Origin of the sequence: Marinobacter zhanjiangensis, assembly GCF_014651935.1 — a bacterium.
Taxonomy (GTDB): domain Bacteria; phylum Pseudomonadota; class Gammaproteobacteria; order Pseudomonadales; family Oleiphilaceae; genus Marinobacter; species Marinobacter zhanjiangensis.
In genome coordinates this window covers 615,967-635,454 of sequence record NZ_BMXV01000002.1, presented here as the reverse complement: position 1 = coordinate 635,454, position 19,488 = coordinate 615,967, and the positions used below count along the sequence as shown (strand labels likewise).

The 19,488-nt window shown below is 60.3% G+C and carries 20 protein-coding genes; 7 read left to right on the top strand and 13 right to left on the bottom strand.

Translation table 11 applies throughout. The features are described 5' to 3' along the window. Positions 1–15: 15 nt before the first annotated feature. Positions 16–324, top strand: coding sequence for an Mpo1-like protein (locus tag IE079_RS06350; RefSeq protein ID WP_189574426.1), 309 nt, complete (start codon positions 16–18; stop codon positions 322–324). A gap of 12 nt (positions 325–336) precedes the next feature. On the opposite strand, the gene IE079_RS06345 is transcribed toward IE079_RS06350, so the two are convergent. Next, positions 337–567, bottom strand: a complete 231-nt coding sequence (locus tag IE079_RS06345) for a DUF2789 domain-containing protein (RefSeq protein ID WP_189574424.1) — start codon at positions 565–567, stop codon at positions 337–339. A gap of 165 nt (positions 568–732) precedes the next feature. Here IE079_RS06345 and IE079_RS06340 point away from each other — a divergent pair, with 165 nt between their 5' ends. Next, entirely contained in the window at positions 733–1,416 is a 684-nt protein-coding gene (locus tag IE079_RS06340; protein ID WP_189574421.1) for a FadR/GntR family transcriptional regulator, read from the top strand. Next, a complete protein-coding gene (locus IE079_RS06335; protein WP_189574418.1) occupies positions 1,413–2,408 on the top strand; it encodes a bile acid:sodium symporter family protein in 996 nt (331 codons plus the stop codon). The genes IE079_RS06340 and IE079_RS06335 overlap by 4 nt, the downstream gene beginning before the upstream one ends. 11 nt (positions 2,409–2,419) lie before the next feature. Here IE079_RS06335 and IE079_RS06330 read toward each other — a convergent pair whose 3' ends face one another. After that, positions 2,420–3,136, bottom strand: a complete 717-nt coding sequence (locus tag IE079_RS06330; protein ID WP_189574415.1) for a J domain-containing protein — start codon at positions 3,134–3,136, stop codon at positions 2,420–2,422. Positions 3,137–3,412: 276 nt separating this feature from the next. Here IE079_RS06330 and IE079_RS06325 point away from each other — a divergent pair, with 276 nt between their 5' ends. The 3 genes from IE079_RS06325 to IE079_RS06315 are packed head-to-tail and all read left to right on the top strand — an operon-like array spanning position 3,413 to position 8,532. After that, positions 3,413–5,548 carry a TonB-dependent receptor plug domain-containing protein gene (locus tag IE079_RS06325; RefSeq protein WP_189574413.1) on the top strand — a complete coding sequence of 712 codons (2,136 nt, stop codon included), beginning with the start codon at positions 3,413–3,415 and terminating at the stop codon, positions 5,546–5,548. Between the two features lie 27 nt (positions 5,549–5,575). Then, complete coding sequence (locus tag IE079_RS06320; RefSeq protein ID WP_189574411.1) at positions 5,576–6,547, top strand: type 1 periplasmic-binding domain-containing protein; 972 nt, start codon at positions 5,576–5,578, stop codon at positions 6,545–6,547. Further along, the gene (locus IE079_RS06315; RefSeq protein WP_189574409.1) at positions 6,544–8,532 is read left to right on the top strand and encodes a hybrid sensor histidine kinase/response regulator; all 1,989 of its coding nucleotides are present in this window, start codon (positions 6,544–6,546) and stop codon (positions 8,530–8,532) included. Before IE079_RS06320 ends, IE079_RS06315 begins: the two co-directional genes overlap by 4 nt. A gap of 47 nt (positions 8,533–8,579) precedes the next feature. Here the strand turns inward: IE079_RS06315 and gorA are convergent, their stop codons facing one another. The 11 genes from gorA to gspE form a co-directional block, all read right to left on the bottom strand. Beyond that, on the bottom strand, positions 8,580–9,941 hold the full coding sequence (gene gorA / locus IE079_RS06310) for a glutathione-disulfide reductase (RefSeq protein WP_189574408.1): 1,362 nt from the start codon (positions 9,939–9,941) through the stop codon (positions 8,580–8,582). A gap of 25 nt (positions 9,942–9,966) precedes the next feature. Beyond that, a complete protein-coding gene (locus tag IE079_RS06305) occupies positions 9,967–10,647 on the bottom strand; it encodes a GNAT family N-acetyltransferase (RefSeq protein WP_189574405.1) in 681 nt (226 codons plus the stop codon). 58 nt (positions 10,648–10,705) lie between these two features. Then, positions 10,706–11,233, bottom strand: coding sequence for a type II secretion system protein M (locus IE079_RS06300; RefSeq protein WP_189574403.1), 528 nt, complete (start codon positions 11,231–11,233; stop codon positions 10,706–10,708). Positions 11,234–11,235: 2 nt separating this feature from the next. Further along, complete coding sequence (gene gspL, locus IE079_RS06295) at positions 11,236–12,540, bottom strand: type II secretion system protein GspL (protein WP_189574400.1); 1,305 nt, start codon at positions 12,538–12,540, stop codon at positions 11,236–11,238. Between the two features lie 16 nt (positions 12,541–12,556). Continuing rightward, positions 12,557–13,579, bottom strand: coding sequence for a type II secretion system minor pseudopilin GspK (gene gspK, locus IE079_RS06290; protein ID WP_227712346.1), 1,023 nt, complete (start codon positions 13,577–13,579; stop codon positions 12,557–12,559). Further along, a complete protein-coding gene (gene gspJ, locus IE079_RS06285) occupies positions 13,576–14,325 on the bottom strand; it encodes a type II secretion system minor pseudopilin GspJ (RefSeq protein WP_189574701.1) in 750 nt (249 codons plus the stop codon). Before gspJ ends, gspK begins: the two co-directional genes overlap by 4 nt. Positions 14,326–14,327: 2 nt before the next feature. After that, on the bottom strand, positions 14,328–14,708 hold the full coding sequence (gene gspI / locus IE079_RS06280) for a type II secretion system minor pseudopilin GspI (RefSeq protein ID WP_227712345.1): 381 nt from the start codon (positions 14,706–14,708) through the stop codon (positions 14,328–14,330). After that, positions 14,708–15,289: a type II secretion system minor pseudopilin GspH gene (gspH, locus tag IE079_RS06275; protein ID WP_227712344.1), complete on the bottom strand. Its 582-nt coding sequence runs from the start codon at positions 15,287–15,289 to the stop codon at positions 14,708–14,710. The genes gspI and gspH overlap by 1 nt, the downstream gene beginning before the upstream one ends. Next, the gene (gene gspG, locus IE079_RS06270) at positions 15,270–15,704 is read right to left on the bottom strand and encodes a type II secretion system major pseudopilin GspG (RefSeq protein WP_227712343.1); all 435 of its coding nucleotides are present in this window, start codon (positions 15,702–15,704) and stop codon (positions 15,270–15,272) included. The genes gspH and gspG overlap by 20 nt, the downstream gene beginning before the upstream one ends. An 89-nt stretch (positions 15,705–15,793) precedes the next feature. Next, positions 15,794–17,005: a type II secretion system inner membrane protein GspF gene (gene gspF / locus IE079_RS06265; protein WP_189574394.1), complete on the bottom strand. Its 1,212-nt coding sequence runs from the start codon at positions 17,003–17,005 to the stop codon at positions 15,794–15,796. After that, positions 17,005–18,519: a type II secretion system ATPase GspE gene (gene gspE, locus IE079_RS06260; protein ID WP_189574391.1), complete on the bottom strand. Its 1,515-nt coding sequence runs from the start codon at positions 18,517–18,519 to the stop codon at positions 17,005–17,007. The genes gspF and gspE overlap by 1 nt, the downstream gene beginning before the upstream one ends. Positions 18,520–18,813: 294 nt before the next feature. Between gspE and IE079_RS06255 the strand changes: the two genes are divergently transcribed. After that, positions 18,814–19,476, top strand: coding sequence for a type II secretion system protein N (locus tag IE079_RS06255; RefSeq protein WP_189574388.1), 663 nt, complete (start codon positions 18,814–18,816; stop codon positions 19,474–19,476). Positions 19,477–19,488 lie beyond the last annotated feature (12 nt).

Below are 19,488 nucleotides of genomic sequence, written 5' to 3'. Positions count from 1 at the left end.
CTGGCAGAGGTCATCATGGCGGATCAGCAGTTCCATTCCTTTTCTGAATTCTACCCCTATTACCTGGACGAGCACCGGGACAGGAACTGTCGGCGCCTGCACTTCGTCGGCAGCCTTCTGGTATTGGCCGTGCTCGCGGGTGTGCTGATCACCGGCGCCTGGCTCTGGCTGCTTGCCCTGCCAGTGATCGGGTACGGTTTCGCCTGGCTGGGGCACTTCATTTTCGAGAAGAATCGCCCGGCAACCTTCAAGTATCCCCTGTACAGCCTGATGGGAGACTGGGTGATGTTCCGGGACATTCTGACCGGACGGATCCGTTTCTAGTGTGCCGTGCGGTTATCTCAGCCGGCTGTCCAGGGTATCTACCAGTTCGGCCCAATCGGCATCGTCGCTCAGCTCTTCGCTGAGGAACTTTTGCTGGCCCTCGTTCCAGAAATCCGCATCCGGCAGGAGGGTGCCCTCCGGAATGGGACGGTGCGTGGCGATGAATTCCTCGATGGAATCACGATCGTCGGGCAGGCCAAGTTGTTTGAAAAGTTCAGACAGGTCGTGAATCGGTTTTTCCATGGATCAGGTATCTCCGTCGGGTGATGGATGGGTATCTGTAAACATTGTAGCTGTTGTTTCAAGCACATGCCCGGCAGACCATGTTCAGCACCCGGCACTTCCCCGGTCTTGATTTATACATCCGGTCATAGGATGATTGGTCAACCAATCTAAGGATGCCCTGGCATGAAAGAACTCCATCGTATAAAGCGCGGTTCGTTGGTGGACACAGCAATCGACAGTCTCAGGACAGCCATTCAGCAGGGGCACTGGCCTGTGGGCGAACGCCTGCCGGTGGAGGCGGAGCTCTCGCAAGCCCTGGGGGTCAGCCGCAACACCGTGCGGGAGGCAGTCCGTGTGCTGGTGCATGTGGGTATGCTGGAAACCCGCCAGGGCGACGGCACCTATGTGCGTTCCACCCGGGACCCCGGAGAGTCCCTGCGCCGGGTGGCGCGCTCACGCCTGAAAGACCAGCTGGAAGTCCGTATCATGCTGGAGGCAGAGGCCGCCGGCTTTGCGGCGCGGCGGCGCACGGCAGAAGACCTTCGGCAGATGACCGAGGCACTGGACCAGCGTGCCCGTGCCGGTAATAACCTGGCGGAGCGGGTATACCATGATGAGCGTTTTCACCACGCGCTGGTTGAGGCGGCCCATAACCCTGCCCTGCTTGAGATGTACCGGTACTTCGCGCAATCGGTGACTGAAACCATCGAACGCACGGAGAAGGATGCGGATCTGCCGGAACCCTCCCAGGAGGACCATGAACTGCTGCTGGCCGCCATCCGGCAGCAGAATCCTGACCGGGCCGTCACTCTGGCCCGCTCGCTACTGGCGCCCAGCCTGACCACCCTCAATGGTGGCGATCAGTGAAGCTGCGGCTGGATCCCTTCACTCTGTTGCTGCTCGGCGCCATTGTTCTTGCCAGCTTTCTGCCGGTTCGCGGGCAAGTGGCGGAAACGGTATCGGTCATCGGCACCATTGCTGTCGGGCTGCTGTTTTTTCTGCACGGGGCGGCTTTGTCCCGTCAGCAGATTGTGGATGGCGCTACCCACTGGCGCCTGCATATTGTGATTACGGCCTTCACCTTTGTGTTCTTTCCCCTGGCCGTGCTGCCCATCAACGGGCTCAGCGGCATCGCACCACAATGGATGCCGGCGGATCTGGGGCTGGGGTTTCTCTATCTGGGGGTGCTGCCGTCGGCGGTATCGTCATCCATCGCCTATACCGCCCTGGCCCGGGGCAATGTGCCGGCGGCCATTTGCAGCGCGGCGGCGTCCAATGTGTTCGGCATGATGCTGACGCCGTTTCTGTTGATCCTGCTGGTGAGCACCTCTGGCAGCGGAGACTTTTCGGTGCTGGAGGCGTTACGGGATATCGTGCTGCAGTTACTCCTGCCGTTTGCCGTCGGGCACGGGATGCGGCCGTGGCTGGGGGGCTTTCTGGCGCGTCATGAAAACCTCGCCTCCCGATACGACCAGTGTGTTATCTGGCTGATCGTCTACTCGGCATTTTCCCATTCGGTGGTCAGTGGCCTGTGGGATCAGTTGCCGGTCAGCGCCATTGGCCTGACCATTGTGCTGTGTTTCCTGCTGCTGGGGTTCTTCATGCTGGCCGCCCACCTGTTGGTAAGACGTCTGGGATTCGGGCTGGAGGATGAAGCGGCGGTGGTTTTTTGCGGCTCAAAGAAAAGCCTGGCCTCCGGTCTGCCCATGGCCAAGGTGCTGTTTTCCGGACACCCGGGCTTCGGCATGATCGTGCTGCCGATCATGTGCTACAACCAGATACAGGTCATTGTTGGCGCGATGCTGGCCCGGCGGTACCGGCGTCTGATCGAAGCCGGATCTGACGGGCCACGGGACTAACCCTTGCCGGTTCAGCCCCCGCCCCCGGTCATGGCGCCAAACAGGCTGGTCAGTATGACGATACCCACGATCCAGCCAATGACCGCCGGCCAGAAGTTGGTCATCTGGGGGCGTTCCTGATCGCCCTGCCTGGTACTATCCGCGCCCTCGCTGTCCGGGAAGTTGATACCCTGAAAACGACCGGCGTCATCCAGGCCGGGGTCGTCATCATGGCCTTCCCGCTCCAGGGCGTCGGTCATGCCATACCAGCCGAACCAGTCGCCCAGGAAACGGGCGACCGGGGCCGCCATTTGTGCATCTTCGGCCAGTGGCCGCAGTTTTGGCTCAAGCTCTTCACCGATGGCCGCGCGGAGTGCCTCCTGGTCTGCCGGCGGCTCTGTCAGGATTGCCCGCCAGATGGCCACGTCATTGAGGCGGGCGCTGTCATTGAGCATGGCGTTAACCTGGATGACCACTTCCCGTACCACCTGTCGGTCGGCGGCACTCAGTGGCGCGGCGCGGCTCTGTGACTGCCAGGTGGAGGGATCGGACATCTGTTCCCCGGTGGCCGCAGACTCGTGACGGGGCTCGTGGACCTCATGGCCGGCCTCTGCCATGGCCTGTTCATAGGCGTCCTGCAGACGTCCGGCCTCATCGCCCCCCGCAAACCTGCGCTGGTGCTCAAAGGCATCGCGAATTCGCGTGGTGTCCCGGGTCGGTTCGATACCGAGTATCTCCCAGCAATTCATCAATCAAGGTACTCCTGCGATCAGGCGTGAGCCTGTTGTGGATAAAATGGGTCACCCTGGCCAGTCTTGCATTGCAGGGGTGTTTACTGCAAAGTCGCTGACAATACGTTAATGTTCACGGTTTTGGTTATCATGCCAATTCCCGCACTGATCTTGAATCAATATCGAAAACAATAACCCTGCTGTCAGTCACGGGGCGTGGTGTTTTCGTTCTTCTGTGACCAATGTCATGGCGAACAGGCCACGCTGAAGCAATGCAGGAAGGCGCCCGGCAACATGAAAACAGTTCGTGGTTTCGACCTGACCCCTGAAAAGCTGTCTCTGTCGGCAATGGTGCTGGCGCTTGTCCTGCCAACCCTGGCACTGGGCCAGGAACCGTCGCCGCCGCCCTGGCTTGGCCCGTCTGCCGGGCTTACGGACGAGGCAGGCTACCCGCTGCCGGAGGTTCTGACCACGACACGCCTGCGCCAGCCCAAGGCCAGGGTGCCGGGCACCACCACCGTGATTTCCGGCGAAACCATTCGCGACCTGGGGCTGCTGTCGCTGGCGGATGTCTTCCGGCTGGTGCCGGGCATGACCGTCGCTTCCGTCGGCAGTGGCCAGCCCGTGGTTAGCTATCACGGCACCGTGGCTTACGAGCAACGCCGCCTCCAGGTATTGATTGATGGCCGCACAGGATATCAGCCCAGCCTGGCAGACGTGGACTGGAACGCCATGCCGGTACCCCTGGAGCTGATTGACCGCATCGAGGTCAGCCGCGGCCCCAACTCGGCGGCATACGGCAACAATGCCTTTCTGGCTTCCATCAATATTATCACACTGTCACCGGAGAACTCGGCCGGCAGCGGTCTGTTCTTCCAGGGTGGCGACCATGGCGTGCGTAACTACACCGCCTATCATGGTCGCGCCGACGATACCTACAGCTGGCGGGTGGCCTGGCAGAACCGTCAGTCGGATGGGTTTGATTTCCAGTACAAGCGGGATACCAACGGTAATCTCCAGGAGGCCCCTTTCAGGAACGGTTACGAGTTCAACCAGTTTTTCTATGATGGTGTGATCCAGCCGGCGCCTGATCACTCCCTGGACCTCCGCGCGGGCATTACCGACGGCACCGATGAGGATGATCCGTTGAAAATAGGCGCAGACCTGAACATCGAAGGCAAGCCTGATGATGAGGTCCGGGATTATTACCTTCAGGCAAGATATGGCTACACAGGTGTGGAAAACCACCTGCTGGAATTCCAGAGCAGCGTTCAGCGCTATAATCGCGAAAAAAGCTGGCACAGCTGCGTCCCTCTGGTCTCGGGCCAACCCCCGATTTGCACCCGTCTCAATGAGGATCTGGATCAGCAGCGACTCGAGTTTGAGCTGCAGGATACCTGGGCCGCCTCCCCGGATGTGAGGCTGGTATCGGGCATTGGTTACCGGGAAGATGGCTATGAATCGGAGACGTTTTTTGGCGGTGACGGCGGTATTTACCAGGCCAGAGTGTTCGGTAACCTTGAGTACACCCCGGTACACTGGCTGACCATTAACGCTGGCGCAAACTGGGAAGACAATTCCCTGGTTGATGACGACTACCTGTCACCCAGAATGGCCGCCAACTTCCACCTTACCGAGAATCAGACCGTCAGGTTCGTTTACTCCAGAGCAGTTCGTACCCCCGATGCCCTGGAACAACGCGCGGACTGGGCCTATACGCCGGAAAACGTCAGCCCTGATATCTACGATGACTTCGATGGCCAGCGTCTGGATGGGGAATTCGATGCACAGACGCCTGTCGACCTGTCTGATTACTATGCGAAAGCCCGGGGAGACCTGGAAGAAGAGCGTATCACCAGCCGTGAAATCAGTTATTACGGCCAGTTCCGCCTGGGGAACGGGATTCTGTCCACGGAAGTCCGCTATTTCCGCGACCAGCTCAGAGACCTGGTGGCAGGGATCATCAACGTGGAGGATTTTGATCTTGGCAACCGCGTTGCCATCGACCAGCAGGGTATCGAGCTGGAGACAGCGCTGGACCTGGGTGATACCCGTCTGCGGCTTGGTTATGGCTACCTGGATCAGGACAGCGAGTATACCGCCGACGATGGGTTGCCCCTGGACAAGCAGCAGGAGATCCTGGGCCTCGAGAGCCGCCTTACGGTCCGGCATTCGGGCAGTTTTGCCTGGATCCAGCGGTACCCCAGGGACTGGAACAGTGCTGTAGCCTTGTACGTGGCCGACGAATTCCGCAGCGGCTCCTACCAACGGGCCGATTTCCGGGTGGCAAAAACCGTTCACCGCGCTAACCTTAGTTACGATATCGCGTTGATCGTTCAGCATTATCTCAACGATAACCCCTTGTTGAGCCGAGACAACAACTACAGGGATCGCAACCAGTTTTACCTGGAGGCCGGCGTCCGTTTCTGACGTATTTGACCTCACAGGCAACTGAGGATGACCAGGGTGGGTATGGGCAGCAGTTTTTCCCGTTTCAGACGAAAACGCCAGGGATCGGGCCGGCACCAGAAGCTGAAGGGTGTTGCGCTTGCGCTATTGATGGCATTCAGCCTGCCGGGTCATGCCACCGTGGTCTATCTTCAGGGTTCCGCCAACCCGACGTTCAATCTCCGTTTTACCGAGTTGCTCGAGGAGCGGCTTGGCGAAGACACCGAAATCCGCGCTTTTGGCTCGCTGGGTAATTTCGAGGGTCCGCCCGGGCCGGTTATCACACTGGGCCAGGAAGCCCTCAATCAGGTCCTCGAACAGGGTACTCACCGACCAGTGCTTGCGTTACTGGTGGGGCGCTCTTTCCTCAAGGGTGTCTCCGGAGGGGAGGACGCATCCATTTCCGCGATCTTTTACGACCCTCCCCTGCTCCGCCAGGCTCTGATTGGCCGGGTGATTCTGCCCCAGGCTTCGCACATGGCCCTGCTGGCACGCCCGGAGGAGGCCAGTCGCTATGACCGTCTGATCACTCAGCTCGCCGATTACGGGATCGAAGCCAGGGTTTTCCTGGTGTCTGGTGAAGATGCACTGATTCCGGCCCTGAACCGCGCCCTGGGGTTTGGCGACTTTTTGCTGGCCACGCCGGATGAGGCTATCTACAACGCCCGCAACATCAAGCACATATTGCTGACAACCTATCGCCGTAACCGGCTTGTCATCGGGCCGAGCCATGCTTTTGTGAGAGCCGGAGTGCTGGCTTCATCCTATGTGCCGCTGTCGGATTACACCGTAGCGGTTGCCAGGTACATCCGCGAATGGGAACAGACCGGAAAACTTCCGGCGGCCTCCTACCCGACGGAATTCAGTATCGAGATCAACCGACAGGTAGCGCGATCACTGAACATCCCCCTGCCCGACAGCGAGCAAATCGTTGACGAGGTCAAGCGCATGCTGGAACAGTCGTCGGAAGCGCCGGAATGAAGTACTCACCCCGTAAACGCAGCCTGAACACTCAGTTACTGCTTCTGGGTGCCATTCCCGCCATCCTGATGTTCGTGGGTCTGATGGCGTTTTTTACCAACGCGCGGCTGTCGGACGCTCGCCAGGAGTTGTTTGATTCCACTCAGAGACTGGCTGACAATCTGGCGCCCGCCCTGGAGTACGCCGTGGTGTCGGGTAACCGCAGGGTGCTTGACGAGATTCTTCAACAGTCAATGGCCGGTAGCAATCTCGAGTGGATAAGGATCACCGACGTTACCGGGAGCGAACTGGGCTTCGTGGGCCGCAGGGGTATCGATCAGTGGCCCGGGGAAACCGATGAGGACCCCGGTATTCATCGTTTCAGCAGTGATATTCTGCAACAGCCGGTGGAGTTGGGAGGTGATAGCAGTACCGAGTGGTTCGAGCCCGACTTCCGGGTATCTGGCGGGGCCTTGCGGGTCGGTTCGGTGGACGTAGCGGTCAGCGAGCAGCAGCTGACAGAGCGCCGGACGGATATCCTGCTGACTTCCGGTGTGGTGGGCATATCCTTGCTGGTATTGACCCTTTTGTTGGTGAACCGCATGTCGGCAACGCTGCTGGAGCCGATCCGCGCGCTCACGCACCGGGTTCTTGAAATGAACCACCGCAATTACCGGGAAACCCGGCCAACCCGCACCAGGGTGGCGGAAATCGCCGAGCTGGAGGACAACCTCAACCACCTGGCCCGTGACCTGGCACACCTGCAGGAATCCCGCGACCAGACCCTGACTCTCTCCGAGAACGCCAGGGACAAGGCCGAGGCTGCCAGCCGGGCAAAATCAGAATTCCTGGCACTGATGAGCCATGAACTGCGAACGCCACTGAACGGCGTGCTTGCCATGGTCGACCTGGTCTCCGAGGAGACGCTCTCGGAGCGACAGGCGGACTATCTGAACACGGCAAGGCAATCCACTGGCGATCTGCTGACATTGATCAACGATATTCTGGATGTATCGAGGCTGGACCAGGGCACGCTGCTGCTGGAAAACCGCCTGTTCAACCCGAAGGAGCTGTCAGAAAACTGTCTTGCCAGCTTCCGCCATGCCGCCGAACAACACGGACTGGCCCTGAAGCTCTCATTGACGGGACCATGGCCGGATAAACCGGAGGTTGCCGGCGATGCGCGGCGATACCGCCAGGTACTTTCCAGCCTGCTGGACAACGCCATCAAGTTTTCCGACGATGGCGAGGTGCTGGTCACCATGAACTGGCACCAGGAAGCGGACGACTGCGTCTTTATCAGCTGCGAAGTGCAGGACAGTGGCGATGGCATCCCACCAGAGCAGCTCGCCAGGATATTCCGCAGCTTCGAGCAGCTGGACTCTACCCTGTCGCGCCCCTCCGAAGGGACCGGCATAGGCCTGACCCTGGTTCAGAAACTGGTGGAGCTGATGGGCGGACATGTGGGGCTGAACAGCCAGGCGGGTGCAGGCTCCAGCTTCCGTTTCGAGGTGCCGTTTGATCTGCCGCCGGCATTCGCGCCAGAGGCAGACGAGAGTCATGACTCACTGGTACCGGATATCAAGGCGACCACTTCCCTGCCCGCCGACGCCAACAACCGGCATGCGCCCCGGGCATTGGTAGTCGAGGACAACCCGGTCAATCAGCGGGTTGCCAGGACTCTGCTGGACCGGCTTGGCTTTGACGCGGAAACCGTCAGCAACGGACGGGAGGCAGTGGAGTCGGTGATGGATCAGGACGGCGACTACACGGTGATATTGATGGACTGTCACATGCCCGTCATGGATGGATTTACCGCCGCACAGACGATACGGGACTGGGAAAACCGGGAAAGCCGCCGGCACACTCCGATTATCGCTCTGACCGCCGACGCCCTGCCGGACACGGAGACCGCCTGCCTGAAAGCCGGCATGAACGCCTACCTGGCGAAGCCCGTGCGCAAGCATGAGTTGCGGGCCGTGCTCAGCCGTTGGGTGCCCCTGTAAAGGCTGGCAAACCTTCAGCGGAAAGACCGGCCCGAGCGTTACGGGCGTCAGGCCGCCGGTGTTCTCATGGTAACGAACTCTTCCGCCGACGTCGGATGAATACCGATAGTGCTGTCAAAGTCTGCCTTGGTTGCGCCGCACTTGAGGGCGACCCCAAGGCCTTGCATGATCTCACCGGCATCCGGTCCCACCATGTGGGCACCCAGTACCCGATCGGTGTCGGCATCCACCACCAGCTTCATCAGGCTGCGCTCGTCCCGTCCGCTGAGGGTATGTTTCATGGGCCGGAATTCGGAGCGGTAAAGCACCACCTTGTGTCCGGCCTCCCTGGCTTCGGCTTCGGTCAGACCAACGGTGCCAATGCTGGGCTGGCAGAACACGGCGGTGGGAATATTGCGGTAGTCCATTTCGCCTTCGCCATCGCCAAACAGGCGACGGGACAGCACCATGGCCTGAGCCAGTGCCACCGGTGTCAGTTGTGGTGTGCCGATAACATCGCCCAAGGCGCTGATGGAGGGTACTGCGGTTCGAAAGCCTTCATCCACGTGGATATGCCCGGATGCTGTGAACTCCACACCCAAAGCCTTAAGCCCGATACCGTCGGCAAGAGCGCGACGCCCGGTGGCGGCGAGTACCAGCCCGGTATCCATCACACTGCCATCGGACAGGCTGACGGAATAGCCGATGCCGGATTCTTCAACCCCATTGATGGTGGTATTGAACCGCAGGCGGATACCTTTTTTCTCGAGTTCACCCACCATGAAACGGCGCACGTCGTCATCAAACCCGCGCAGGAAGAGTTCACCCCGGTAGACAAGTGTGGTTTCCACGCCGAGACCCGCCAGAATGCCCGCGAACTCCACGGCAATGTAACCACCGCCCCAGACCACGGCTTCCCGGGGCAACTGGGGCAGATAGAACATCTCATTGGAAGACAGGATTAGTTCGCGGCCAGGCACATCGGGGATGGCCGGCCAGCTGCCGGTAGCAACGGTGATATGATCGGCGGTCAGCTCACGCTCGCCGACAGCAATGGTGTTGGGATCACGCAGCGTTGCGGTGCCCTGGATAATCGTGACGCCGGCACCTTCCAGCAACTGCTGGTAGATACCGTTAAGGCGCTCGATTTCAGTATTCTTGTTGGCTACCAGGGTGGGCCAGTCAAAGCGGACATCGTCAGCCGGCACGTGCCAGCCATAGCCCGCAGCATCCTCCAGGTCCTCTCCGACGTGGGCCCCGTAAACGAACAGTTTCTTGGGAACACACCCTACATTGACGCAGGTGCCGCCCAGATAACGGGATTCAACAATGGCGACCCTGGCACCCCGCTGTGCTGACATGCGGGCCAGACGAACACCGCCGGAACCGGCGCCGATAACAACTAGATCAAAATCCCGGGATTCTGACACGTAGACTCCTGTTCAAGGTAAATGGTTATTCACTGGCAGCCATCGGTGGCGCGTCCGCATCCCTGAACAAGACAAAATCCTCGTAGTCCCCCAGCCTGATGGTGCCAAGGCTCCGAAAGCCCTCCGACTCATAGAACGGCAGATAACGGCTGTTGCCGGTATCCAGAACCAGACCATTGCCGCGCGGGTTCTGGGAGCACAGTCTCTCAACTGCCGACAGCAGCAGCCTGCCGAAACCGCGATTCTGATACTTCGGGTGCACGCCCATCAAGGGCAGCTGAAAGGTACCCCCCTCGCCCGGGAGCATGCCACGGATCTTTTCGTGGTAATCCAGGTAACGGCGGGTGGAGGCAAAACCCGCCGTCATGATCATGCGCAGGCGCCAGCTGAGCTGTTCGGCGAGATTCAAACGAAGCTCCGGCTCACCGATGAACGCGACGGCCACCAGTGTATTGTCGGCCATCACGCCAACGGATTCCTGGTTGAGCTCGAAATAGAGGTTGAGCAGCTCGCGGATGGTAGCCCGGACCCGCTTGTCGTAACCCGGTTTGCGGTGGTCAAACAGGTACTGGAAAGTGGGTTCGTGCCGGTAGGCCTGATAAAGGATGGACTTGGCCTCGTTAAAGGCGCTTTCGTCCAGTCGGACAAGGGATGGTTCACGAGCGCTGTTGTTGGTGTTGTCAGTCGTTGCCATGCCTTCTGCCATCGCAGGAACTCCGTTGGAGATTTCAGGGATATTGGGCGGTACTTTGTCTTATCTCAAGTCAGATTGCCAGTGTCAGGCGAGCCGATACAATACCGGGCGTTTCCCGGCGGTCCAGCGCCGCCTGATCAATCAGAATGCCATGATCGCTGTTCAGGCCTTCCAGCCACGCCGCCACCTGGGTGAAAGGTACGTTTTCCAGCCAGACACGGATGGCATCGTCGCCACTGGGCTCGAAGCGTTGCAGGTCCAGCCCTGCTTCGCGGGCGGTGGAGGTTACCGTTGCCATCAGTTCACGGCCATCGGCGGGTTTTTGCGCGTTGTTACCGGCGCTACCACTATCGCCCGCGAGTTCACGGATGGTGACGCGGTTTTCCTGCATCCAGGCCAGCAGCTCCGCTGCATTCTGCCGGTCTGCGACCGCCTGATCATGATACTGCGCAACCGGTTGCCAGACCGCGAAGTAGAGCAAGGCTGCCAGCACGACCACGGTCATTAGCTTGAGGGCCTGCTGGTCACGGCGTGGCAGCTGGTCGTAACGCGCGATCATCCGTGTGATGGATGGGTTTTCCTTCAGTTTTCCGATCACGGTTAACCTCCTGATACCGTTAGACGGGCTCGGGTGCCCTCTGAGTCATTGACCACGGAGCCAACACTGGCCTCGAGTCCCTGGCCGGCAATATTGGAGCGCAGGGCATTGAGTTTTTCATAGCTGTCTGCCCGTACGTCGACCACCAGCTCGCCACGGGAGCTGGTGTAATTGACCGAATTGAAGTTGACCGACTGGTTACCTGACAGGCGCTGGTATTGCTGCCCGGTGTGCTTCATCAGGGGCAGGAAGCCGGCATCACCGCCCTGCTCGCCGGCAACACGCATTTGCGCCTCGACCATGCGGCGGACATTGCGGGGCGTGGCACGCCGGTCATCAGGGAATGCCTGACGATAAATGGCCATGGCCTGATCCTCCAGCGAGGTTGCCTGCTGGTTATGGTAATAGCCCAGTGCCAGCTGGCCCCCGACCAGCAACAGGAACCAGGTGGCGGCGATGGCAATGGCCGGTCGCCAGGGCTTCAGTGCGCCACCATCGCCATGGCTGGGGGCGTACTGACCCTGGCAGAGATTGATCGGCTCCGCCGCGTGGTGATAATGGGCACTCGCCAGCAGCTCGACAATGGCACCTTCCATGGGTTCCCGGTGAACACTCAGCCGCGGCGTGCCGGCCAGCGCGGACATCAGATCCTCGTTGCCGGCGAAGGCGTCATTGGTGCCGTAAACCACCACCTGGACCTCGGCCGCCACCTCATCTTCCGATGGAGTAGCGAGGGTCTGGGCGAACACGGCCAGGTTGTCTGCCCGCATGGTCATCCATTCGCCCCGTCGTGACGCCAGCAGGGCGGACTCCTCGCCAAGGCAGATGGCCCAGTCGTGCTCTTGTAGTGGAACCAGGGCGGCGTCCGGATAAAGTGCCTCCAGCTCAACACCCTCCCAGTCCAGGAAGGTGTTCAGCCACAGGCCCATGCGCTGGTGATCAATGGCGGCAACCCGGTAACCCTCACCATCGGCACCCTGGCCACCAAGGGCCAGGTGAACCGATTCCACGTCCTGGGCCAGCTGCTCCTCCACGGCAAACGGCAGGGCCTGGCGTATGAATCGCGCCTGTTTGGCCGGAATGTCCGCGAAGCAGAACAGCGCTTCATCGCCGGGTACCAGCCCGATCAGCCGCACGCCCTCGAGGGAATTCTGGCTCAGGGCGTCTTCGATATTGCCCCGGGTCTCGCTCAGGCCCCTGCTCTGCAGGTCGCCACTGGCGTCCAGCAGCACCCAGTCGAAGCGCTGCTCGCCATCAGTGCTGTCGGCATCAGTGGGCACCGGTCTTGCGTAGAGGTGATATGACATCGCGTGCGTCCTTGTTCTATTCCTCGGATACCCCGTAAGGCTCCTTGGTGATTCTGTGCTTTTGCCCGGTGTCGCGGCGAACCACCGCGAATTCCCCATCCCGGCTACGGTACATTGTGCTCACCAGATTCACTTCGCGGCCGTTCCAGGTGATCCGGGACACCACGTCAAAAAACTCCGAACTCACGTTCAGCCCCCGGGGCTTGAGCCCGAGGCCCGCAAATTCCGGCAACGCGGTGAAGTCCCGGGTTGTCAGGAACGGCTCCTCCTCCCGACGTTCCGCGACCGCCTTGGCCTGGGCCTCGCTTATCTGCTGGTGCAGTGAGCGGATAACCGCCGTTGAAGCCATGTTAACATTGATCCCGGTACCGGAAACCGGAAGTGCCGCAACATGTGGGCGCAACAGGCGGTAGGCTTCCTCGGTCATCCCCTCGATCAGGCGCAGTTCGGTCACGCTGGCGAAGGGCTGGTTGGCGGCCCGGTAGGGTGGCTCCTTCATCAGGTACTGTCCGTCCTCGGCGCCATAGGCTGATAGCGGCTCCTCGTCGGGATCGATCCAGTCAATCAGCGCGTCTACATGCACATCGGTAATCCCCAGCACCATCAGCAGCCTCATCAGCCGGTCCCGCGTGGTCTGGTCAATGGCGCCAGTGGGACTGACCAGGTCATTGAGATTGATGCGACCGGACAGATCATCAATCTGTACCTCCGCCACACCGCCGTCGTCCAGTGGCAGCACAGCGGAGTGTTTCCACCAGAGTTCGTCGGGGCTATCCACCGGTTCGTTGTCCTCACGGTCTGACTCCAGATCCTGGAACAGGATCTGCTTGGCGAAGGATTCCGCGCCAAGCGCAATGCTATAGCCCTGGTTCTGGGCCAGGAAATGACCGGCACGGAAGACCCGTACGCTCTGTTGCTGCATCATACCCGCTATCATCATGACGATCAGTGCCATGGATAGCAGCACCATGATCAGGGCCATACCTTCCTGACCCTGACGGCCGGGAAGCTGGTGGCGGGGGTTCGGTAGCGGGGTCACGAACCGCCTCCCTGTCCGCCCTGATCCTCGTCGTCCTCGCTGTCTTCCTCGTCACCCTGCTGGCCACTCCGGATGATGCTGGTCTGAACCTCGGTGACATCGAAATCCGGCATCAGGAAAAGGCGCGACACCTCACCGAACCGAACGTGATCCAGCGACACCTCGACCGCCATGGGCAGCGGAATGACGGGGGCGCCCGGACCACTCGGAATACTCTGGTTGGGCGGCGGCCAGCTGTCCTGCCAGGTGCGATCCTCGTCCAGGAAGCGAATATCGAATGCGGTCACATCCGATAGCAGCAACTGATCGCGACTGTCTTCTTCCTGGGGCTGGTCGAGCATGGCCCAGTAGCGTCGCCGCAACTCGTCGCCGGTATACTCCCAGGCACTACGCTGGAGTTCGCTACGCTGTTTGCCCAGGGGGTTGCGCCAGCCCTGATGGGTCACCATCAGCTCGAACTCCTCACCCTGGGAGGTGAGCGCCGGTTCGTAGTCCCCGTATATGTTGCGTACCGGGCGGTTCAGAACCTGTCTCAGGTCTCGCTCCAGCAGCAGGAAGGCTTTCTGCAGACCCTCAAACTCCTCGGCGACCTCATCCACCCGGTCCCGGGACATGATCACACCAGACATGACCTGCCATACACCAAGGCCAATCACCGCCGTGATCGAGACGGCAATCAGCACCTCCATCAGGGTGAAGCCCTGCTGAAGTCTTGTGCCAACGAGTCGGGGGGCGGGCCGACACATGGTCACAGGGTCTGCTCCGGATCACGCAGGAACCCTGACAGGCTCTGGATCTGTGCGGGGTCACCCCTGCCCCGGTAGGCCTGGATAACAACCTCGATTCGCCGCATGCTGGACTCATCGGTATCCGAAACAGTGGTCACCACACGCCAGCGCCGACCGGCGTACTCCACTTCCTCACTGTTCTCCGCGACCGGCGGGAAGTCTTCCTGCAGGCGGACTTCATTCATCTGGTTGCTGGCCAGCCACGACGCCAGGGTCAGGTCTCTGACCCGCTCAAAGCTGCCAATATACTGGCTGCCCGCCCGGGAGGCGGCGGTTGCGATGAGCCCGAACACCATCAACGCAACCAGTACTTCGATCAGGGTAAAACCGCGCTGTCGCATCAGAAGTCGTCCGTGTCCGATGGGGTTTTCATCTCGATCTCGTTGAGGCCGTCTGCCACCAGGCTGTAGACCCGGTCAGAGGACTGTGTCAGCTGGAACTCCAGCTCGAAGGGCGTGGTTTCACCGCTGGAATAGAAGACTATGTCCGGTTGCAGCCGGGTGTCCTCGTCATCCTCGTCGTCGCGACTGGCGAGCCGGGGGATGTCGCCCTCGCTGAACAGGACAACACTCATCCACTCGGGAAAGCCGCGACCCTGGAACAGACGCTCGCTTTCGGTTTTCCACTCCCGTTCACGCTCGTCGTAGACCACGAAACGATAGCCCTGCTCATCAATGACCAGGCCCAGTTCCTCATTGTTGAGGATGGCCTGTTCCGATGCGGTCTGCATGAGTACGTAGAGTTCGCGGATCTTGCTGGTCATTTCCCGCTGCTGGCTGCCACCGCCGAGATTGACCACGGCCAGCGATGCCAGCAGCCCCACCAGCACCAGTACCACCATGATCTCGATCATGGTGAAACCGGACTGGCGAGACCAACCTGACCCGGGTGAAACCGGCCTGTTACTTGATATCTTCAACACTGATATCCGCAGCGTCGCCCTCACCGCCCTGGTTGCCGTCGGCCCCGTAAGAGAACAGATCGTAGTCGCTGGAGCCCAGGTTTATATACTGGTACTCGTTATCCCAGGGGTCTACGGGGACACTGTCCAGATAGCCGTCGGGATTCCAGTTCGAGGGCTCGGGAGAGCCGCTGGGGCGCTCTACCAGGGCTTCAAGCCCCTGCTGTGTGCTGGGGTAATGGCTGTTGTCGAGCCGGTACATGTCGAGGGCATTGGCAATATTTCTCATCTGGGTCTTGGCAATGGTGACCTTGGCCTGATCACTACGGCCCATGATGTTTGGTGCGACCACCGCCACCAGAAGGCCGAGGATAACCATGACCACCATGATCTCGATGAGGGTGAACCCTCGCTGGTTCCGTCGTTTCATCGTCATTGCTGTGTTTCCTGTTTCAGGGTTCGACTTGGCATTATCGGGTATCGATTATTGTTGTTCGGTGTTGGGCAAACGATCCGCCGGATGGTTCACCCCACAAGGTTACTCATGTTCAGAATCGGTAACATGATGGCCAGCACAATGATGAGAACCACAACACCCATTACCAGCAGCATCAGGGGCTCGAACAGGCCAACCATGGCCGCGATTTTCGACTGGAGGGTATTTTCCTGCATGCGGGCGGTGCGCTCGAGCATGCTGTCCAGCTCACCGCTGGATTCACCGCTGGCGATCATGTGCAGCATCATCGGCGGGAAGTAGCCGGTCTGTTCCAGAGCCTTGTGAAGGCTGCCACCTTCGGAAACGGTTTGCGCTGCGCCCCGGAGCCTGGCGCGCAGGTGATCGTTGGCCAGCACCTCGCCGGCAATGCGCATGGCCTCTACCAGGGGGACACCACTGGTGGTCAGGATGCTGAGGGTACTGGCATAGCGGGCAGTATTGATGCCCCGCACCATGCCCTTGAGCAACGGCATTTCCAGCAGCGCCTTGTGAAAGCGCAGCCGGTTGCTCTCCGTGCGCAGTGACACGCTGAACGCCACCCCGGCGATGATCAGGGCCAGTAACAGAAAAATGCCATAGCTGGACAGAAAGTCCGAAATACTGAGCATGGCCTGGGTCAGCGTTGGCAAATCCTGGCCCTGTTTGACGAAGACCTCGATGATATCCGGCACCACGTAGGTCAACAGGAACACCACGATGGCGAGGGCCACAACGGTCAGAATGATGGGGTAGATAGCGGCCAGCTGGATCTTCTGGCGCGCCTCCTGCCGGGCTTCGGTATAGTCAGCCAGGCGGTTGAGCACCAGATCGAGGTGGCCGGCGTGCTCCCCCGCTGCCACGGTGGACCGGTACAGCCTCGGGAACGCCCGCGGGAATTCCCCCAGGCTGTCCGCCAGGGTATAGCCCTCCATCACCTTGGAGCGGATAGCAATCATCATGCTCTTCATGGCCGGCTTTTCGGATTGCTGGGCCGCCGCCGACAGGGCCTGTTCAATGGGGATGCCGGACTGGATCAGGGTCGAAAGCTGGCGGGTGACCAGCGCCAGGTCAGAGGCACTGAGACTGCCCCGGCGACCGAAAGACGCCCCCTTGCTCTGCTTCTCACGGGCCTGTTCCACAGCCAGCGGGGCCAAGCCCTTTTCCCGTAGCTGCTGGCGAACCGCCCTGGAGCTGTCCGCCTCGATAACGCCACTGGTCTGTTTGCCGCGCCTGTCCAGCGCCTTGTAATCGTAGGCTGGCATCAGCGGCTCCGGTGGGTCACCCGGAGGACCTCTTCCACGGTTGTCACACCGTTGAGGATCTTCTTGACCCCGTCAGCATGGATACTGGGGCCGGACTCGCGGGCAACCTTCTCGAGATCAAGCTCACCAGCGCGCTTGTGGATCATCGAGCTCATGGCATCGGTGATCTCCACCACCTCATAGATACCGATCCGGCCCTTGTAGCCCAGGTTGTTGCAGTGTTCACAGCCCCTGGACTTATGGATGGTGGGCGGGTTCTCCGGGTCTGCCTGCAGGAACTCGCACTGTTCGGCGGAGGGTTTGTAGGGTTCCTTGCATTCCGGACAGAGCACCCTGACCAGTCGCTGAGCCACCAGCCCCACCAGACTGGAGGAAATCAGGAACGGCTCGATGCCCATGTCCATCATCCGGGTAATAGCGCCGACAGCGGTATTCGTGTGCAGGGTGGACAACACCAGGTGACCGGTCAGACTGGCCTGGATGGCGATTTCCGCCGTTTCCAGGTCGCGGATCTCACCGATCATCACCACGTCCGGATCCTGACGGAGAATGGCGCGCAGGCCCCGCGCGAACGTCATGTCGACCTTGGTATTGACCTGGGTCTGACCGATGCCAGGCAGGTTGTACTCGATGGGGTCTTCAACGGTCAGGATGTTGCGGCTACGGTCGTTGATTTCCTGCAGGCCAGCATAGAGCGTGGTGGACTTACCGGAGCCGGTGGGGCCGGTTACCAACAGAATGCCGTAAGGGCGTTTGACCATCGACCGCAGCAGGTCCAGGTCGCGGCCCTTCATGCCCAAGGATTCCAGCTTGATATTGCCGGCGTTCTTGTCCAGCAGACGCAGCACCACCCGCTCGCCGCTGGCCGAGGGCATGGTGGATACCCGGATATCCACCTCACGGCCGGCGACGCGCAGGGCGATGCGGCCGTCCTGGGGAATCCGCTTCTCGGCGATATCCATTTTCGCCATGACCTTGATCCGCGACACCAGCAATGGTGCCAGTGCCCGCTTGGGCTGCACTACCTCACGCAGGACACCGTCCACCCGGAACCGGACCACCAGCCGCTTCTCATAGGTCTCGATGTGAACGTCCGAGGCACCGGATTTGACCGCTTCAGTAAGAATGGCGTTGATCAGACGGATAATCGGGGCGTCGTCCTCCTGCTCCAGTAGGTCCTCCGTCTCGGGTACGGATTCGGCCAGCGAGGCCAGGTCCATGTCGTCGCCAATGCCCTCCACCATCTGCATGGCTTCCGCGGAATCATTCTGATAGGCGCTATTGAGGGCTTCGTCGAAGTTGTCGGAGTCAATGGACTCGAACCGGGCACGCCCGCCGCTGATCCGGTTGGCCTCGGCCAGGGCACTATGGGGAGCACCGGGACGAACCAGAATCACCGTGTCGCCGACGTCGTTACGGGTGAGTATTACCCCGTTACGCTTGGCAAAGGTGAAAGGAAGCCGTCCCAGCGGTGCATCCTGCGGCTGGATTTGCGTTTCAGTAGTCAAGGTCATCCCCGTGTGTCGTAACGAACCGGAGTCAGGGGGCCGGACCTGCATCCCTGACAACCGTTGCGTTTATTATTCCCTGTAGGTGTGAAGGCTACCACAGGTTTTGGCGCCCGCTGAATAACTCAATACACTATAATGACGGTAAACCTGTTACATTGTGATGGGCGTCTTTTGTTAAGGCTTTTCAGGAAGAACGGCAGCGTTTCCGACCAGGGTACCGAACCTGAACCGCGTCGCGGAACAGCCAGTACCGGCCGGCCCACGGGCGCTGCGAGACAAGTAAATATAAGGATAGTCATGTCTGCTCTTGGTGCCAGACTGCCCCTGGTAACCGCATCGCTGCTCACCGTTGCCATGGTCGGCACACTGGGATGGCAGGGATACCGGTTCTGGGAACAGGAACAAACACAACAGAACCGGACCACCGCGCAACCCGCTTCCGCGTCCGCCAGCGCTGCCCGGCAGCAGCCCGGGATAGCCCTCGCCAACGTGGAAATGTTCGGCCGTGCCGCCCCTGAGGCCATGAACGCCGATCAGGACACGGAAGATCTACCGGAAACCAACCTGCGACTTTTCCTGCGTGGCGTGCTTGCCGGTACCGAGGAACAGCCCGGCAGTGCCCTGATCGAGGATGACAGGAACCGCACTGAGGTCTATATCATTGGTGATGAACTTCCGGGAAACGCCACGTTGCGTTCAGTACACGCCAACCGGATTATTATTGAGCGCGGAGGCAAGCTGGAGAACCTGTACTTTCCCGAGACGGATGACGCCCGGGGGGTAGAGCTGGCAGCCATCGACAACGGGGCCCAGCCGGACCCGGTTCAGGCCCGGCAAACCGGAAGCAACCAGGCCCCCAGCCAGTCCCGGGCACCATCAACACCTCAGGCCACCGACGAGCGTCGTGAACAGATACGCCAGCGGTTGGAGGAACTCCGTCAGCGGCTGAGGGACCAATAACGATGAGGTAGC

Bases quoted from the DNA above. Each gene is read 5' to 3' on its own strand.
- IE079_RS06330 (WP_189574415.1), bottom strand. From the start codon at position 3,136: ATGAATTGCTGGGAGATACTCGGTATCGAACCGACCCGGGACACCACG.
- IE079_RS06315 (WP_189574409.1), top strand. From the start codon at position 6,544: ATGAAGTACTCACCCCGTAAACGCAGCCTGAACACTCAGTTACTGCTT.
- gspJ (WP_189574701.1), bottom strand. From the start codon at position 14,325: ATGTGTCGGCCCGCCCCCCGACTCGTTGGCACAAGACTTCAGCAGGGC.
- IE079_RS06325 (WP_189574413.1), top strand. From the start codon at position 3,413: ATGAAAACAGTTCGTGGTTTCGACCTGACCCCTGAAAAGCTGTCTCTG.
- IE079_RS06320 (WP_189574411.1), top strand. From the start codon at position 5,576: ATGACCAGGGTGGGTATGGGCAGCAGTTTTTCCCGTTTCAGACGAAAA.
- IE079_RS06345 (WP_189574424.1), bottom strand. From the start codon at position 567: ATGGAAAAACCGATTCACGACCTGTCTGAACTTTTCAAACAACTTGGC.
- IE079_RS06305 (WP_189574405.1), bottom strand. From the start codon at position 10,647: ATGGCAGAAGGCATGGCAACGACTGACAACACCAACAACAGCGCTCGT.
- gspE (WP_189574391.1), bottom strand. From the start codon at position 18,519: ATGACCTTGACTACTGAAACGCAAATCCAGCCGCAGGATGCACCGCTG.
- gspL (WP_189574400.1), bottom strand. From the start codon at position 12,540: ATGTCATATCACCTCTACGCAAGACCGGTGCCCACTGATGCCGACAGC.
- IE079_RS06350 (WP_189574426.1), top strand. From the start codon at position 16: ATGGCGGATCAGCAGTTCCATTCCTTTTCTGAATTCTACCCCTATTAC.
- gspI (WP_227712345.1), bottom strand. From the start codon at position 14,708: ATGCGACAGCGCGGTTTTACCCTGATCGAAGTACTGGTTGCGTTGATG.
- IE079_RS06255 (WP_189574388.1), top strand. From the start codon at position 18,814: ATGTCTGCTCTTGGTGCCAGACTGCCCCTGGTAACCGCATCGCTGCTC.
- gspG (WP_227712343.1), bottom strand. From the start codon at position 15,704: ATGACGATGAAACGACGGAACCAGCGAGGGTTCACCCTCATCGAGATC.
- IE079_RS06340 (WP_189574421.1), top strand. From the start codon at position 733: ATGAAAGAACTCCATCGTATAAAGCGCGGTTCGTTGGTGGACACAGCA.
- gspF (WP_189574394.1), bottom strand. From the start codon at position 17,005: ATGCCAGCCTACGATTACAAGGCGCTGGACAGGCGCGGCAAACAGACC.